Here is a 15867-nt window from a genome sequence, read left to right as displayed (position 1 = left end):
AGACTTAAATTTATGCGTACACCTATTATTGCGGGTAACTGGAAGATGAACAAAAATCCTAAAGAAACCCAAGAATTTTTAGACGGAATCAAAGGCAAATTGGCAGAATCAGGCGTTGAAGCTATTATTGGTGCTCCAGCTATCGATCTTTCAACATTAGTTGCTGGTGCAGAAGGCTCACCTTTAAAGACTGCTGCTGAAAACAGTTACTTTGAAGATGAAGGTGCCTTTACTGGTGAAACATCACCTAAAGCACTTTCAGAAATGGGTCTTGACTATGTAATCATCGGTCACTCGGAAAGAAGACAATACTTCAAAGAAACTGATGAAGACATCAACAAAAAAGCTCATGCTATTTTGAAGAACAACATGTTACCAATCATTTGCTGTGGTGAGACTCTTGAACAACGTGAAGCCGGCAAAGCTGAAGAATGGGTAACAGGTCAAATCGAAAATGCTGTAAAAGGCATTTCAGCTGCTGATTTAGTTAAATCAGTTATTGCTTATGAACCAATCTGGGCTATCGGTACTGGTAAAACTGCTACTGCTGATCAAGCACAAGAAATGGCTCATGTGATTCGTGAAAAGATTGCTAGTCTATATGACCAAGATACTGCTGACAAAGTTAGAATTCTTTATGGTGGTTCAGTTAAACCTGCTAACGTTAAAGAATTGATGGCCAAAGAGGATATCGATGGTGGACTAGTTGGTGGAGCAAGTATGGATCCAGAATCATTCCTTGCTTTAGTTAACTACCAAAACTAATTTATTAAGGTCCGATATTTATTTTAGAATCAAAAAAGTTTAAAATAATGGAGTATTAAAACTCATAAAGGAGATTTATTAAAATATGTCTGTAATTACTGATATTTTAGGTCGTGAAGTCCTTGACTCACGTGGTAACCCAACTGTTGAAGTTGAAGTTTATACTGAATTAGGTGGCTTTGGTCGCGCACTTGTTCCATCAGGTGCCTCAACTGGTGAACACGAAGCTGTTGAATTACGTGATGGCGACAAATCACGCTTTGGTGGTAAAGGTGTTCTTAAAGCTGTTTCAAATGTAAACGACAAGATTTCAAAGACAGTTATTGGTATGGATGTTACTGACCAAAGAGCTATTGATGACGCTATGATCAAACTTGATGGTACAGAAAACAAAGGTAACTTAGGTGCTAACGCTATCTTAGGTGTTTCACTAGCTGCTGCACGTGCCGCTGCTGATGAACTTGGCTTACCATTGTACGAATACTTAGGTGGACCAAATGCTCACGTACTTCCAACACCAATGATGAACGTTATCAATGGTGGTAAGCATGCTGACAACAACGTTGACTTCCAAGAATTCATGATTTTACCTGTTGGTGCAAAATCAATTCATGAAGCCGTACGTATGGGTTCAGAAACTTTCCAATCACTTAAGTCAATCCTTAAAGAACGCGGTTTGAACACTGCTGTTGGTGACGAAGGTGGATTTGCTCCTGACCTTGAAAACAATGAAGCTCCTTTCAAGATTTTGGTAGAAGCTATTGAAAAAGCAGGCTACAAACCAGGCGACGATATCTCAATCGGTTTTGACTGTGCTGCTTCAGAATTCTACAACAAAGAAACTGGTAAATACGAACTTAAGGGTGAAGGCGAAAATGGTGCTGTCTTAAGTACAGACGAATTGATCGACTTACTTGACGGTATCGTTGACAAGTATCCTGTTATCACAATCGAAGATCCTATCGATGAAGACAACTGGGAAGACTGGCAAAAAGCTACTAAGGCCCTTGGCGACAAGGTTCAATTAGTTGGTGACGACTTGTTCGTTACAAACACTGACTACTTGAAGAAGGGTATTGATATGGGAGTATCAAACTCAATCCTTATCAAAGTTAACCAAATCGGTACACTTACAGAAACATTCGAAGCTATCGAAATGGCTAAAGAAGCTGGCTTTACAGCTATCGTTTCACACCGTTCTGGTGAAACAGAAGATACAACTATTGCTGACCTTGTTGTTGCTACAAACGCAGGCCAAATCAAGACTGGTTCAATGAGTCGTACAGACCGTATCGCTAAGTACAACCAATTGATGAGAATCGAAGATCAACTTGGCGACCAATCAGAATACAAAGGTATTCACAGTTTCTACAACTTGAACAAATAATTGTTCTTCGCTTAAAAACAGCCCACAAGGGCTGTTTTTTTTGTCCAAAAATTATATAGTAGTTGTATGTCTAAAAAAGGAGAGTCAGTATGTCTTTGAAAATTGCATTCATTGGTTTCGGTAAGTCCGCTAATCGTTATCATCTGCCTTATTTAAATATTCGTCCGGATTTTGAATTGGCCAAAGTTTATACCCGAAAACCAGTTGAGGAAAAATTAGCTCGCCCTTATCTTGATCAAGGAACGGTTTTTACAAATGATTTAAATGATGTATTAAGTGATCCACAGATTGATCTAGTTACTATCTGTACGCCGGCTAGTACTCATTATCAATTGGCCAAAGAGGTTATCTTAGCTAATAAATCAGTTATTGTTGAAAAACCTTTTGTTGATAGTGTTGAACATGCTAAAGAATTGTTAGCTCTAGGTAAGGAAAAGGGAGTTCTAGTCACTCCTTATCAAAATCGTCGTTTTGACGGAGACTATTTGTCAGTTAAACAGGTTATCGAACAAGGATTCTTAGGTAAGATCCTTGAAGTTGAATCACATATTGACTATTACCGTCCTGGAAAAGTTTCTCAACCAGGCACTAAAGAACAAGGAACATTTTATGGATTAGGAATCCATCTGATGGATCGGATGGTTGCTTTGTTTGGTCGTCCTAAGACAGTGGCGTATGACATTCGCAATAATGAAGTTGCAGATGCTGTTGATAACTATTTTGATGTTGACTTACATTATGACGACAGCTTGAAGGTCAAAGTTAAAGCGGGTTTCCTAATTGCGAGCGAGTATCCACGTTTTATCGTTCACGGGACGAATGGTTCTTTCATTAAATATGGTGCTGACCAGCAAGAAAATGATTTAAAGGCTGGTATTATGCCAGGATCAGCTGGTTTTGGTGAAGACAGTCCGATGTATTATGGTGTGGCCAATTATCACAATAGCAATGGTGATTGGATCAAGAAGCAAATTAAGACGCCAATTGGTGATTATGGCGCATTTTATGACGGTGTTTATCAGACTTTGATCAATGATCGCCCTAAATTAGTTACTGATGAACAATCAATCACGGATATTGAGTTGCTTGAATCTGGCTTTGAACAACCATCTACATCAGTTCATCAATTGACTGATTACCAAGCATAATTTTTTAATGAAAGAAGTTGGGGGATCTTTATGAAGTCAATATCTGTCGATATTTATAAGCTAAAGTTGACTCTTGGTGGTGTTGTGATCGGTATTTTAGCGGGGGTTGTCGTAAGTATTTTCCGCTATTCGATTGCAGCAATACTACATGTTTTCGAAAATTATTATATTCAAGCTCGAACTGATTATTGGATTGCAGCAGTGATCTTGTTATTTTTGATCATTGTTGGTGTCATTGTCGGGTTTATGTTAAAAAAAGAACCAAATATCTCCGGTTCCGGTATTCCTCAAGTTGAAGCTCAACTTGATGGAGAGATGTCGGTCAAATGGTGGGCTGTTTTATGGCGCAAATTTGTTGGTGGTATTTTAAGTATTGGTCCAGGACTATTTCTTGGTCGAGAAGGTCCGGCTATTCAATTAGGAGCTTCAGTTGGCCAAGGTGTCGGTGAATTGACACATTTACGTTCACCAGTCTCAAAACGAATTTTTATCGCCAGTGGTGCGGCTGGCGGCTTGGCTGCTGCTTTTAATGCACCATTAGCAGGATGTATGTTTGTGCTGGAGGAAATTTATCACAATTTTTCACCGATGGTCTGGATCACAGCTCTAGCCAGTGCGGTTAGTTCAAACTTGATTGCTTTATACGTCTTTGGTTTAACGCCAGTCTTGAATATTCCTTATAAATTCAGTTTGCCGATCAATTATTATTGGCATCTAGTGATTTTAGGTATCATCTTAGGATTATTTGGACGGCTCTATCAAAAAGTTTTATTGGTCATGCCAAGTATTTATGAAAAAACCAAGATTCCGCGGTCCTTCCAAGGGTTGGTCCCGTTAGTTCTGTTATTACCAGTTGGAATGATGTTCCCTTATTTCCTAGGTGGTGGTAACGGGTTGATTATCAATCTCGACCATTTGCACGCAAGCTTCTGGATCTTAGTCGGGATCTTTGTTTTACGTTTCGTATTTTCGATGATTTCATATGGATCAGGATTACCAGGTGGTATCTTCCTGCCAATCTTGAACCTCGGTGCGATCATCGGTGCGATTTATGCCGTCTTTATGCATCAAATTGGTGTTTTACCTTTAGCATATGAAAGTAATCTGATTATTTTTGCGATGGCAGGATATTTTGCTTGTATCAGTAAAGCACCTTTTACGGCAATTATTTTAGTTACTGAAATGGTTGGATCGTTGGGACACTTGATGCCATTAGTCGTTATCTCTCTAGTGGCGTACATCGTCGTTGATATCTTGAATGGTTCGCCAATTTATGAAGCGTTAAAAGAGAAATTGACTCTTGATGATAAATATTTGAACCGAGTCAGCAAATTCAGCGATCGAATCGAGATCCCAGTTTTTGAAGGTAGCAGTATCGACGGAAAATATATCCGTGACATTGCTTTTCCTCAAGAAGTCTTAGTCATCGCCATCTACCGTGGGGAGCGTCAATTAATTCCTCGTGGGGATACTTTGGTTAAATCAGGTGACCGTATAGTCATGGTGGTCAATGCCGGATTAAGGTCCAAATTAAAGCGGAAACTTACTCAGCTTATCAATGGAATAGACTAGAATTTTTTTAACTTTTGTGTTATTGTTTTAAGAGTGAATTTAGCTCTAAACACCATGAACGGGGGTTTTGCCGGTGTACAATCTATTTGAAGTATTACTAATTATCGTGTCAGTCTTGATAATCATTGCCGTACTAATGCAACCTACAAAGCAACAAGATGCTTTGAACGCATTGTCAGGTGGTGGCGGAGACTTGTTTAACAACCAAAAGAAGCGTGGATTTGAAGCGTTCATGGTCAAAGTTACGTACGTACTTTTAGTATTATTCTTCGCTTTATCACTAGTTTTAGTATATTTATCATCTCACTAGACAAGTTGCCCTCCTGAAGAATCTCAGGAGGTTTTTTGTTATAAGGAGTAATTCGTATGAAGATAATTGCACCTAAACCGTTTTATTTTGACAATGGAAACAGGGCAGTCATTTTATTGCATTCACTTTCAGGGACGCCTAATGACATGCGCCTGTTAGGAAGGTATTTACAACGTAGTGGATACTCAGCTTATGCCCCGATGTTTGCAGGCCATGGTACACGCGAGCCACTTGACATATTGAATCAAGGAACTCCAGCCGCCTGGTGGCAACAAGTGCATGAAGCAATTGACTTCTTGAAAGGCCAAGGAAAGACTGAGTTTTATGTCTTTGGACTGTCTTTAGGAGCGATTTTCGCTACTAAAGCAGTTGAGGAACTGCCCGAAGTTAGTGCTGGTGGCGTCTTTGGTTCTCCGTTGTATAATAGGGATTTTAAAAATATTCGTTCAGCTTTTAAAGTTTATGCCCAAAAGGTATATGCTTTAAATGAGCTCGATGATAAAAAGACCCGCGAAAAGTTAGAAGAAGTCGATCAAAAAATCGATCCGTTCTTACAAGCAATTCAAGTTGAGACTAGTCAAATTACTGACAATCTTAAAAATTTAGCCAAGCCATACTTCATCGGTCAGGGGACTTTTGATGATATGGTCGATCAGACGAAAGCTAAAACTGTTGCTTCTGAAGTAAGTCAGTCTGACTTACATTACTATGAAGCAGGCCATGTTCTAACAATCAATCATGCCCACAAACAGCTGCAGTCTGATGTATTAAACTTTTTAGAAAAAATTGAGGAAGCAAATGCCTGATAAAGAAAATAAATTAATTTCAGATATTCTGGAATTTTTCAGAAGCAATCCTGATCGTAGATACACTTCTGAACAAATTGAAGATATATTGAGAATGCACGGTGCTTCAGCTTTTAAACGTGTTGTTAAAGCTTTAGCTGTGCTTGAAGGTGAAGGGAAAATCACCTTAACTAATAAAGATGAGTTTCGGATGACTCAACAAACTAAGATCCTTGAGGGAGTTTTCAAGGCCAACGAGAAAGGTTTTGGCTTTGTCAGATATGATGATGCTGAACCTGATGCATTTATCACTCGTGACCATACTTTGCATGCGGTCAATGGTGATACAGTTGAGATCCAAATCTTGAAGCCATCAAATCCTTGGGATGACAAAGGACCAGAAGCTAAGATCACTAAAATAATCGAACGTTCGATCGACAAATTAGTCGGTGAATTCCATCCATACAGTGATGTTCAGGTTAAGAAAACTGGTAACTTTGGCTATGTTCAAAGTCATGAAAAACAAGTAGCTTCATACATGATCTTTATTTCTGATAAGGGACTTCACCCACAAATGGGAGATATGGTCCAAGTTTCGATCGATGAATATCCTAATGATGATCATCCACAGAGTATGTACGGAACAGCTTTGGATATTATCGGTAATAAAAATGATCCTGGTGTCGATATTATTTCCATCGTCTTGGGCAATGACATCAACCCCGAATTTCCAAAGGAAGTTTTGGATGCTGCTGAAGAGATACCTGATCATGTAACTGATGAGGATCGTGTGGGACGTAAGGATTTAACGGATAAAACTGTTATCACAATCGATGGGGATGACTCAAAAGACTTTGATGATGCCGTTGAAGTTGAAAAGTTACCTAATGGTCATTTCCATTTAGGTGTTCACATTGCTGATGTAACCCATTACGTTCGTGAAGGTTCACCAATTGATCAAGAAGCTTACGAACGTGGGACTTCGACTTATTTAGTTGACCGAGTGATTCCAATGTTGCCATTCAGACTATCAAATGGGATCTGTTCATTGAACCCAGGTGAAGATCGCTTAGCATTAACTTGTGATATGGAGATCGGTGAAAAGGGAAATATTTTAACACATGATATCTTTCCAAGTGTTATCCAATCTAAATATCGAATGACTTATAACAATGTTAATGAGATCTTGAAAGGCGACGAACTCCTAAACGAAGAATATGCTGATCTAACACCAATGCTCAAAGATATGGCTGAACTTCACAAGATCCTTTTCAACAAACGTCATGAACGTGGGGCAATTGATTTCGAGGAAACAGAAGCCCAAATCATTGTTGATGAGAATGGAAAGCCAATTGATATCAAGTTACGTAATCGCGGAACTTCTGAAAGAATGATCGAATCATTCATGTTAGCAGCTAACGAAACAGTAGCTGAACATTACAATTTGAGCCATGTACCATTCTTGTATCGGATCCACGAAAAGCCTGATGAAGAAAAAGTTAAGACTTTCTTTGAATTCGTGGCTGCTATCGGTGTCGAAGTGAAAGGTAACTTAAAATATATTACGCCAAAAATGTTCCAAAATGTTTTAGCTGAAGTTACTGACACTCCAGAAGAGGCTGTCGTAACCATTATGTTGTTACGTAGTATGCAACAAGCTAAATATTCGGATAAGGCCTTAGGTCACTTCGGATTAGCTGCTAAGTACTATACTCATTTCACTTCACCAATCAGACGTTATCCTGATTTGACAGTTCATCGTATGATCCATGAATACGCTGAAAATGGATTTACCGATAAAGAGAAGGAAAAATGGAATGAAAGATTAGCACCAATCGCTGAACATACATCTGCTCGCGAACGTAAATCAATCGATGCTGAACGTGCTGTTGATGATTTGAAGAAGACTGAGTATATGGAAGACCGTGTTGGCGAGGAATTCGATGCTGTGGTCAGTTCTGTTACTAGTTTCGGTATGTTCATCCAATTGGAAAATACCGTTGAAGGTTTGATCCACATTTCAAATATGAAAGATGACTACTACGAATTTGACGAAAAGAGCATGTCAATGCATGGTCGTAGTACTGGTAAAGTCTTCAAGGTCGGACAACCGATCAAAGTCAAATTGATCAGAGCCGATACAGAACAACGTAAAATCGATTTTGAAAGAGTTCTTTCCCCAGAAGAAGCTGAAAAAGCTAAACAACGTGAAGAAGAATTCAAGAAACGCCGTGCCAGTCACAGTCGTTCAACTTTCCGTGGCAATGGTTGTGGTAAAAAGAACAATAATAACAACCATCGTGGTGGACACAGAAATTCAAATAACAAGCGTAGAGGTAAATACGAAAGCAGGTGATAGAGCGTGAAAAAACATCATGAAAAATCTGCTAATGAAGTAGCAACTAATCGTAAGGCTAGACATGATTATAGTATCTTGGACACTTATGAAGCTGGTATTGAACTGACAGGGACTGAGATCAAATCGATTAGAGCCCGCAAAATCAATATCAAAGATGGTTTTGTCCAAGCTCGGGATGGTCAGATGTGGCTTGAGAATGTTAATATCGCTATTTATGATCAGGGTAACCAATTCAATCATGATCCCTTACGGAATCGTCGTCTGTTGCTTCATAAAAAAGAGATTCGGCGAATTGCTGGGTCTGTTCAAGAAAAGGGGATCACTGTGATTCCTTTGAAAGTTTATTTGAAGCACGGATTTGCCAAAGTGCTAATTGGTGTTGCCAAAGGTAAACGTCAATATGATAAACGAGAAACAATCAAAAAACGTGATCAAGAAAGAGAAATCCAGCGTGCTACGAAGATGGCCTATTAGGATTTTTTTCTTGGTCCTTTTTTTTATGCTTGCTATATGATATCTCTAATATATATGATAATATTTTGCTATGATGAATATTAAAAATAATGAAAATCTCACATTACAGTATTTGATCGATATTCTCGAGGCAGAATTATCAAGCAAGATCATACCTAAATTCACCATGACTCAGTTAATGAAAACCTCTGGTAAAAGTCGCAGTACGATTTATTACCATTTTGCCTTTATTGATGACGCCTATAAATATTATTTTGAAAAGAGGTTGCTAAAAGAAATTGCTAGTGGTTGTCATTGTTACAATGATGTAGTTGTATCATTTGTTGATACTATCATCGCCAACAAGAATCTTTGTTTGAACTTGTATAATCTCAGTGATTTCTTACATCATCCCGACTATTTATTAGATTTATTCACGCGGGCCTTTAATGACCATGAAATACCAGAACATAAACTCTCACTTTCGCAAAAGCATCTTTTGAGTGGAATAGTTTTTTTAGTCAAACGTTGGTTTGACCAAGGACTCAAGACTAAGCGAGAAGAGATGATCACTCAATTGATCGAACACGGTGACCTTGTTAAAACTTACAAAAAAGCGAAAGTATAATTTTGAAATAAAAAAGTTGGACAGTTTTTACATTTTATCTGTTTCTTGGACAGAATAAGCATTTTACTCATTAAAGTAATCATTTATATCAGTTATGCTTTTAGTCATAAAGAACTTCGGGATGTTCTTTAAAAAACAGATTAAGGAGTAGCGTATTTTCTGATCCCGTCTCCAACAGTTGTTGGAATACTTTAGTATATAAAATCAGCAATCTTACTAATAGCAAGATTGCTTTTTTGTTTTCTATCAGTTCATTTTGATTTCACGATAATCTAATAAATACGGTTATATATAAGTAATTTGTTATTTTTCAGAAATAATGTATTATGTTATGAGAGGTGAATTTAATGTTTAGGTATGCTAAAGAGGATGACATTGAACAGATATTACCCACGCTCTTCCAAATTTTCGACGAAATGGAACTAGATGTTTTTAAAGAAATTGGAAATGACACGATGGCACAGGTTATTAAAGAAGGCTTTGCTTTACCTGAATACCGGTATGGCTTAGATCACATCCTTGTCAACGAAATAGATGGAAAAGCTGCAGCAATTGCTATCAGCTATCCAGAAGAAGAAGAAGATGGTATCGACGCTCCACTTCTTAAAATATTGAAAAAACATGGAATCAATCGTACGACGTTATTTACAGATAAAGAAGCTTGGCCTGGTGAATGGTATCTAGATTCATTTGCCGTTGCTCCAGAGTTTCAAAATCAGGGGATCGGGACAAAGACTTTGAAAAGCTTTATTGATCTGATTGCTGAACGAGGCGAAAAGGTCTTAAGTTTGAATGTTGATGTTGATAATGCACCAGCACAACACGTTTATGATGAAGTTGGCTTCAAAAAAGTTGGTCAATTATACATTGGGGATCATTTATATGATCATATGCAATATAATCTTGATCAAATCGAAGCTAAATTAAGTAAGGTCAGATAAATGAAAGGGCTCAAATTCATAATGAATTTGAGCCCCTTTTTAGTATGGTCCACATTTTGGAAAGTGAAATTTATCTTTGAAATTAAGGTAAGATAATTTATTTTTACTATGAAAGTTTGAAAATGATTCATCCATTGGTTTGCCAGGCATTTTGACATATTTATTTAGGAATATGGCTATCAAAGTACCAGCTCGGGTATCTTCAATATTTTTAAAGGCTAGTTGGATCCCTGGCTGCCCAAGACCTAAGATCAGAGGAGCGACCTCCATGATGATCTCATGATTACACTTAACTCGATAGTTGGAGAACGGGATGTCACCAATTACGCTCCAATTTAATTTTCCAATATGGACATATTTGACTTCTATCATTGGAATCGTACTGATCGTGGCGACTTCCTTTCCCTCGATTTCGATGGAGAAGATTCTCAGTAAGCTGTTTTTTAATTTTATTTCCGCGATTTTGTCATTTAAACGGTTGAAAAGCTGGATCAAGTACGGATTTTCTTTGTTCCGAACTGCAATAAAGACGGTCTCTTTATTGACGTTTGAGACCACCATTAAATTACCTGATCTCAGATCGGCCGTTCGTATGTATAAATTCATTCACGATTACCTACGGTTTTATTGTTTTCGATAACTTTATCGATTATTTGAGCAACTCCGTCATTGACGTTACTTGCGGTGTGTTCGTCAGCTGCTTTAGCAATGGTTGGTACGGCATTTTCCATGGCAACACCAATCCCTGCAGCTTTGATCATAGATAAGTCGTTCAAGTTATCGCCAATAGCCATAACTTCTTCGGGTTTAACGTTTTTTTGACGGGCATACTCCATTAAGGCAATGCCTTTTTGTGCTTGCTTACTGTTGATCTCCAAATTATTTGGTGAAGATGAGGTGATCACAATATCGTCTAGATCCTTCAAACTGTCCTTTAAAGGATCAAAAGCTTCTTTTTGACGACTATCAAAAACTAAAATCTTCATGATCTTGTGATCATTATCATTGAGGATTTGGTCATAATCGTCCACGTAAATAGTTTTAGCGTGTTTTAATATTGCTTTGGTGTCTTCTAAGGCCTTCTTGTAAGTCGTTGTAGGATTTAAAATACTCAGCAACTCAGCGATGTTGGTCGTTCTTTTTTTCAGACTATTGGAAAAGACACCCTTATCAGTGATAAGCTCAAAATATAAACCTTTTTGACGAAGGTAATTAGTGATTGCTTGAACACTGGCAGTGGTAATGGGATTGCTGGAAACTAAAGTCTCATTTTTATCATAAACTTCAGCACCATTTAAAGTGATGAAGCCAGGATGTACTTGATCTTTTAAAAATGGCTTTGCTTCATCAAGTTGACGTCCAGAAGCAATCAAAAAATCGATCCCGTTTTCTGTGGCGTGGTTAATAGCTTCGATGTTGCGTTGTGAGATCATCATCTCATCATTGAGCAAAGTACCATCCATATCGGATGCGATGATTTTGATCATATGAAAAAACCTCCGTTTGTTTAGCTTATATGTGCATATTAACATATTTTTATTATCAAAATTAACTAGTAAGGTGTGTGATGTATGAAAACTTTTATTGAAAATGATTGGCAAAATGTTTTGGAAAATCAATTTGAACAAGATTACTATCATAAATTACATGATTTTTTGAAAAATGAGTACCAGACTCAGACGATTTATCCTAATATGTATCAGATTTATCAGGCCTTTCAATGGACCTCATATTCTGATACCAAAGTAGTCATTTTAGGTCAGGATCCATATCATGAACCCAATCAAGCCATTGGTTGTAGTTTTGCCGTGGCACCAGGTGTCAAGATTCCACCATCACTGGTTAATATTTATAAAGAATTACAGAGTGACGTTGGTTGTACTCCTGTCAATCATGGATACTTGAAGTCGTGGGCCGAACAAGGAGTTTTGCTGTTGAACTCTGTGTTAACGGTCAGACGAGGTCAGGCGTATTCGCATCGCGGCAAAGGTTGGGAACAATTGACGGATTATGCTATCAAGGCCTTATCCCAAAAGGGTGGCGTAGTCTTTATTCTTTGGGGCAGTGCTGCTAAAAGCAAGAGTGCTCTGATCGATACTTCAAAGAACACGATCATTAGTTCTGTCCATCCAAGTCCATTATCCGCTTATCGGGGATTTTTTGGCTCAAAACCATTTTCCCAAACAAATGAAGCGCTTTTACGATACAATGAAAGGGTAATCAATTGGCAATTACCAACGGTTGTCGATGAATTGGAGGAATGAAAATGGATTTATTTGAAAGTTTGAAACAAAAAATTGATGGGAAAAATCTAACGATTGTTTTTCCTGAAGGTGATGAGCCCCGTATTTTGGAGGCTGCAACAAAGCTAAATCAAGAAAAAGTGCTCAAGCCTATCTTGCTAGGAGATCCAACTGCTATCAAAACGTTGGCCGAAGATAACTCGTTTGATTTGGCGGATATTCAAATCATCGATCCAAACGCCTATTCAGAATTTGACAACATGGTAGATGCTTTTGTTGAACGTCGTAAAGGAAAGAATACTAAAGAACAAGCTGAAAAAATGCTTCAAGATATCGATTATTTCGGAACAATGTTAGTATATCTTGATAAGGCAGATGGAATGGTCTCAGGTGCAGTTCATTCAACTGGTGATACCGTCCGTCCTGCTTTGCAGATTGTCAAAACTGCTCCAGGTAACTCAAGAATCAGTGGTGCCTTTATTTTACAAAAGGGTGAACAAAGATATCTCTTCTCAGATTGTGCCATCAATATTGATCCAGATGCTCAAGAATTAGGTGAGATCGCAGTTCAAGCAGCTAAAGCTGCCAAGCTATTCGACATTGATCCAAAAGTTGCCATGTTGAGTTTCTCAACTAAGGGCAGTGCCAAAGGTGACCAAGTTACTAAAGTAGCTGAAGCTACCAAAGTTGCTCAAAAATTAGCACCGGATGTACCGATCGATGGTGAATTGCAATTCGACGCTGCTTTTGTTGACTCAGTTGCTAAGCAAAAGGCACCTGATTCCGACGTTGCCGGTAATGCTACTGTTTTTGTCTTCCCAGAATTACAATCAGGAAATATTGGCTACAAGATCGCCCAAAGATTTGGTGGCTTTGAAGCCGTAGGACCAATCTTACTCGGTCTTGCCAAACCAATTTCTGATTTATCACGGGGATGCAATGCTGACGACGTTTACAAACTAGCAATTTTGACAGCTGCTCAAGCTATTTAATTTAAAAACAATTGAGGGATAAGATGCGGGAATACACTTTACAAACACATTCATACGAAGAGACTGAACAGTTCGGAGAGAATTTTTCTAAACTGGTTCAAGCAGGCGATGTCGTATTGCTTAACGGCGATTTAGGCGTTGGTAAAACGACTTTCACAAGAGGCTTGGCACGTGGTTTAGGAATCAAAAAGAACGTCAAAAGTCCAACTTTTACTTTGATACGTGAATATAAAGACGGTCGACTCCCGCTTTATCACATGGATGCTTATCGACTTGAGAGTAGTCCAGATGAAGATCTTGGCTTTGACGAATATTTCCAGGGTAATGGTGTGACTGTCGTCGAATGGCCACAATTTATCAAGGACGAAGTCCCTGATGACCATATCTCAGTCAATATCAAACGTCAAAATGAAGATGATCGACAAATATCGATCAAACTATATGGTTCAAGTTACGAAAACAGAAACTTTGGAGAAGTTTTATGAGTGAACAATTAGTGATCCGTGAAGCTGTTCCTAAAGATGCTCAACAGTTGTTGAACTTTTTGAACCGCGTCAGCCAGGAGAGCGACTTTATTGAACATGATTCGACTCGTCATGTTACTAAAGCCGACGAAGAATTGTCGTTAGATGCCATTTACAATTCAGCTCATGATGAACTGATAATTGCCAAATTGGGCCCAGATATCATTGGTTTCAGCCGGCTGGAAAAACTCAGCGTAACTGAATCAGAATATGGTATCGTGGTCGAAAAGGCTTTTTGGAATCAAGGTGTCGGTTCTTATTTGACCGAGGATATTTTGGCTTACGCCAAAGAAAGTCCCATCAAAAAAGTTTCTTTAGAAGTATATAAAAATAACCCAGCTGCGATCCATCTTTACCAAAAACATGGATTCACGACCAGGTCGGAACGAAAAAATACAATAATAATGGAAAAGATGGTTTAGCTGTAAAGCTTAACCATCTTTTTTAATTGCTCAACACCGAATTGTTGTTCAGTTTTAATTAGGATCTCCGCACAGGCAATACTATCAGCCAAAGCGTTGTGATGATGTTTCAAATCAATATTCAAACCACGTGACACTGTATCCAACTTGTGGTTGGGAAATTCCGGATAAAATTTACGGCTTGTTCTGACCGTATCAATGGTCAAAAATTTTGGTGGGAAAATGCCGTAATTGCTAAGAGTACTTTTCAAAACAGAATTATCGAAACTAGCATTATGCGCTGCCACCAAATGAGAGCTGTCAAACAGAGTCTCAATGTGAGGCCAGACTTGATCAAAAGTTGGTGCATCAGCGACATCAGCTGGACGAATATGATGGATTTGAATGTTACGTGGAGAAAAGTTTTCTTGTGGATTGATCAGAGTATAAAAACTGTCAACGATTTGACTGTCTCTAACGAGGACCAATGCTAATGAACAAGCACTAGTCCGGTGACCATTAGCGGTTTCAAAATCCATTGATACAAAATTCATTGATCATTCTCCTTTGATGTTTAGATCTAGTTGGATGGGGCAGTGGTCGGATCCATAAACATCGTTTAGGATATCGGCGTTTTGGATCAGATCTTGACCGTTATTAGAAATTACGAAATAATCGATCCGCCAACCAGCGTTATTTTTACGTGCGTTGAAACGATAGCTCCACCAAGAATATTTTACTTCCTCAGGGTGGAGATATCTAAATGTATCAGTAAAACCAGAATCAAGCAACTCACTGAACTTATTCCGTTCTTCATCGGAAAAACCAGGATTCTTATGATTAGTTTTATCATTTTTGATATCGATCTCATTGTGGGCAACATTTAAATCACCACAAAGGATAACAGGCTTTTTCTTGGATAGAGTTTGCATGTGTTTCCACATCGCATCATTGTAACCCATCCGAAAATCAAGACGTTTCAATTTCGGTTGTGAGTTAGGTGTATAACTGTTGATCAAGTAGAAGTCAGGATATTCTAAAGTGATTGTCCGACCTTCATGATTGAATTCATCATCATCTAAACCAGTTTCAATATTGAGTGGCTCTTGTTTTGAAAATACCGCTGTACCGGAGTAACCTTTGCGGTCAGCATAATTAAAATATTGATGATATCCGGGCAGATCTAAATCGATTTGGCCTTCTTGAAGCTTTGTTTCCTGAATCGAAAAGATATCGGCATCTAATTTTTCAAAAGTATCTTTAAAGTCATGTTTGACCACGGCTCGAAGTCCATTAACGTTCCACGAGATTAGTTTCATGAATTGCCTCCAAAATTATAATAACATGGTTTCCATGTTT

General features: G+C 38.3%; 18 protein-coding genes. 14 read left to right on the top strand and 4 right to left on the bottom strand.

The annotated features are described in order from the left end of the window. Positions 1-12: 12 nt before the first annotated feature. The 10 genes from tpiA (at position 13) to FC27_RS03390 (ending at position 10348) form a co-directional block, all read left to right on the top strand. Positions 13-765, top strand: a complete 753-nt coding sequence (tpiA, locus tag FC27_RS03435; protein WP_010624209.1) for a triose-phosphate isomerase — start codon at positions 13-15, stop codon at positions 763-765. Positions 766-850: 85 nt separating this feature from the next. After that, entirely contained in the window at positions 851-2152 is a 1302-nt protein-coding gene (eno, locus tag FC27_RS03430; protein WP_010624208.1) for a phosphopyruvate hydratase, read from the top strand. Positions 2153-2241: 89 nt separating this feature from the next. Beyond that, positions 2242-3300, top strand: coding sequence for an oxidoreductase (locus FC27_RS03425; protein ID WP_010624207.1), 1059 nt, complete (start codon positions 2242-2244; stop codon positions 3298-3300). Between the two features lie 30 nt (positions 3301-3330). Continuing rightward, positions 3331-4872 carry a ClC family H(+)/Cl(-) exchange transporter gene (locus tag FC27_RS03420; RefSeq protein ID WP_010624206.1) on the top strand — a complete coding sequence of 514 codons (1542 nt, stop codon included), beginning with the start codon at positions 3331-3333 and terminating at the stop codon, positions 4870-4872. Between the two features lie 73 nt (positions 4873-4945). Next, on the top strand, positions 4946-5182 hold the full coding sequence (gene secG / locus FC27_RS03415; RefSeq protein WP_010624205.1) for a preprotein translocase subunit SecG: 237 nt from the start codon (positions 4946-4948) through the stop codon (positions 5180-5182). Positions 5183-5238: 56 nt separating this feature from the next. Then, the gene (locus FC27_RS03410) at positions 5239-5988 is read left to right on the top strand and encodes an alpha/beta hydrolase (RefSeq protein ID WP_010624204.1); all 750 of its coding nucleotides are present in this window, start codon (positions 5239-5241) and stop codon (positions 5986-5988) included. Beyond that, positions 5981-8323, top strand: a complete 2343-nt coding sequence (gene rnr, locus FC27_RS03405; protein WP_010624203.1) for a ribonuclease R — start codon at positions 5981-5983, stop codon at positions 8321-8323. Before FC27_RS03410 ends, rnr begins: the two co-directional genes overlap by 8 nt. Before the next feature lie 6 nt (positions 8324-8329). Next, on the top strand, positions 8330-8800 hold the full coding sequence (gene smpB / locus FC27_RS03400) for an SsrA-binding protein SmpB (protein ID WP_010624202.1): 471 nt from the start codon (positions 8330-8332) through the stop codon (positions 8798-8800). Between the two features lie 70 nt (positions 8801-8870). Then, complete coding sequence (locus tag FC27_RS03395) at positions 8871-9407, top strand: TetR-like C-terminal domain-containing protein (protein ID WP_010624201.1); 537 nt, start codon at positions 8871-8873, stop codon at positions 9405-9407. Between the two features lie 347 nt (positions 9408-9754). Then, on the top strand, positions 9755-10348 hold the full coding sequence (locus FC27_RS03390; protein ID WP_010624200.1) for a GNAT family N-acetyltransferase: 594 nt from the start codon (positions 9755-9757) through the stop codon (positions 10346-10348). A 39-nt stretch (positions 10349-10387) separates the two neighbouring features. Here the strand turns inward: FC27_RS03390 and FC27_RS03385 are convergent, their stop codons facing one another. Continuing rightward, positions 10388-10954, bottom strand: coding sequence for a hypothetical protein (locus FC27_RS03385; protein ID WP_010624199.1), 567 nt, complete (start codon positions 10952-10954; stop codon positions 10388-10390). Further along, positions 10951-11835, bottom strand: coding sequence for a Cof-type HAD-IIB family hydrolase (locus tag FC27_RS03380; protein ID WP_010624198.1), 885 nt, complete (start codon positions 11833-11835; stop codon positions 10951-10953). The genes FC27_RS03385 and FC27_RS03380 overlap by 4 nt, the downstream gene beginning before the upstream one ends. Before the next feature lie 84 nt (positions 11836-11919). Between FC27_RS03380 and FC27_RS03375 the strand changes: the two genes are divergently transcribed. Genes FC27_RS03375 through FC27_RS03360 form a run of 4 tightly spaced genes read left to right on the top strand, consistent with a single transcriptional unit; the run spans position 11920 to position 14529 of the window. After that, positions 11920-12612, top strand: coding sequence for a uracil-DNA glycosylase (locus FC27_RS03375; protein WP_010624197.1), 693 nt, complete (start codon positions 11920-11922; stop codon positions 12610-12612). Positions 12613-12614: 2 nt separating this feature from the next. After that, the gene (gene pta / locus FC27_RS03370; protein WP_010624196.1) at positions 12615-13583 is read left to right on the top strand and encodes a phosphate acetyltransferase; all 969 of its coding nucleotides are present in this window, start codon (positions 12615-12617) and stop codon (positions 13581-13583) included. A 23-nt stretch (positions 13584-13606) separates the two neighbouring features. After that, a complete protein-coding gene (tsaE, locus tag FC27_RS03365) occupies positions 13607-14068 on the top strand; it encodes a tRNA (adenosine(37)-N6)-threonylcarbamoyltransferase complex ATPase subunit type 1 TsaE (protein ID WP_010624195.1) in 462 nt (153 codons plus the stop codon). Further along, positions 14065-14529, top strand: a complete 465-nt coding sequence (locus FC27_RS03360) for a GNAT family N-acetyltransferase (protein ID WP_010624194.1) — start codon at positions 14065-14067, stop codon at positions 14527-14529. The genes tsaE and FC27_RS03360 overlap by 4 nt, the downstream gene beginning before the upstream one ends. Here FC27_RS03360 and FC27_RS03355 read toward each other — a convergent pair. After that, complete coding sequence (locus FC27_RS03355) at positions 14526-15062, bottom strand: 3'-5' exonuclease (protein WP_010624193.1); 537 nt, start codon at positions 15060-15062, stop codon at positions 14526-14528. The genes FC27_RS03360 and FC27_RS03355 overlap by 4 nt on opposite strands. Before the next feature lie 3 nt (positions 15063-15065). Continuing rightward, on the bottom strand, positions 15066-15827 hold the full coding sequence (locus tag FC27_RS03350; RefSeq protein WP_010624192.1) for an exodeoxyribonuclease III: 762 nt from the start codon (positions 15825-15827) through the stop codon (positions 15066-15068). Positions 15828-15867: the final 40 nt, after the last annotated feature.

The sequence above is a fragment of the Companilactobacillus versmoldensis DSM 14857 = KCTC 3814 genome (assembly GCF_001434295.1).
In the GTDB taxonomy this organism is placed as follows: domain Bacteria; phylum Bacillota; class Bacilli; order Lactobacillales; family Lactobacillaceae; genus Companilactobacillus; species Companilactobacillus versmoldensis.
This window is presented reverse-complemented; position numbering and strand designations above follow the sequence as displayed.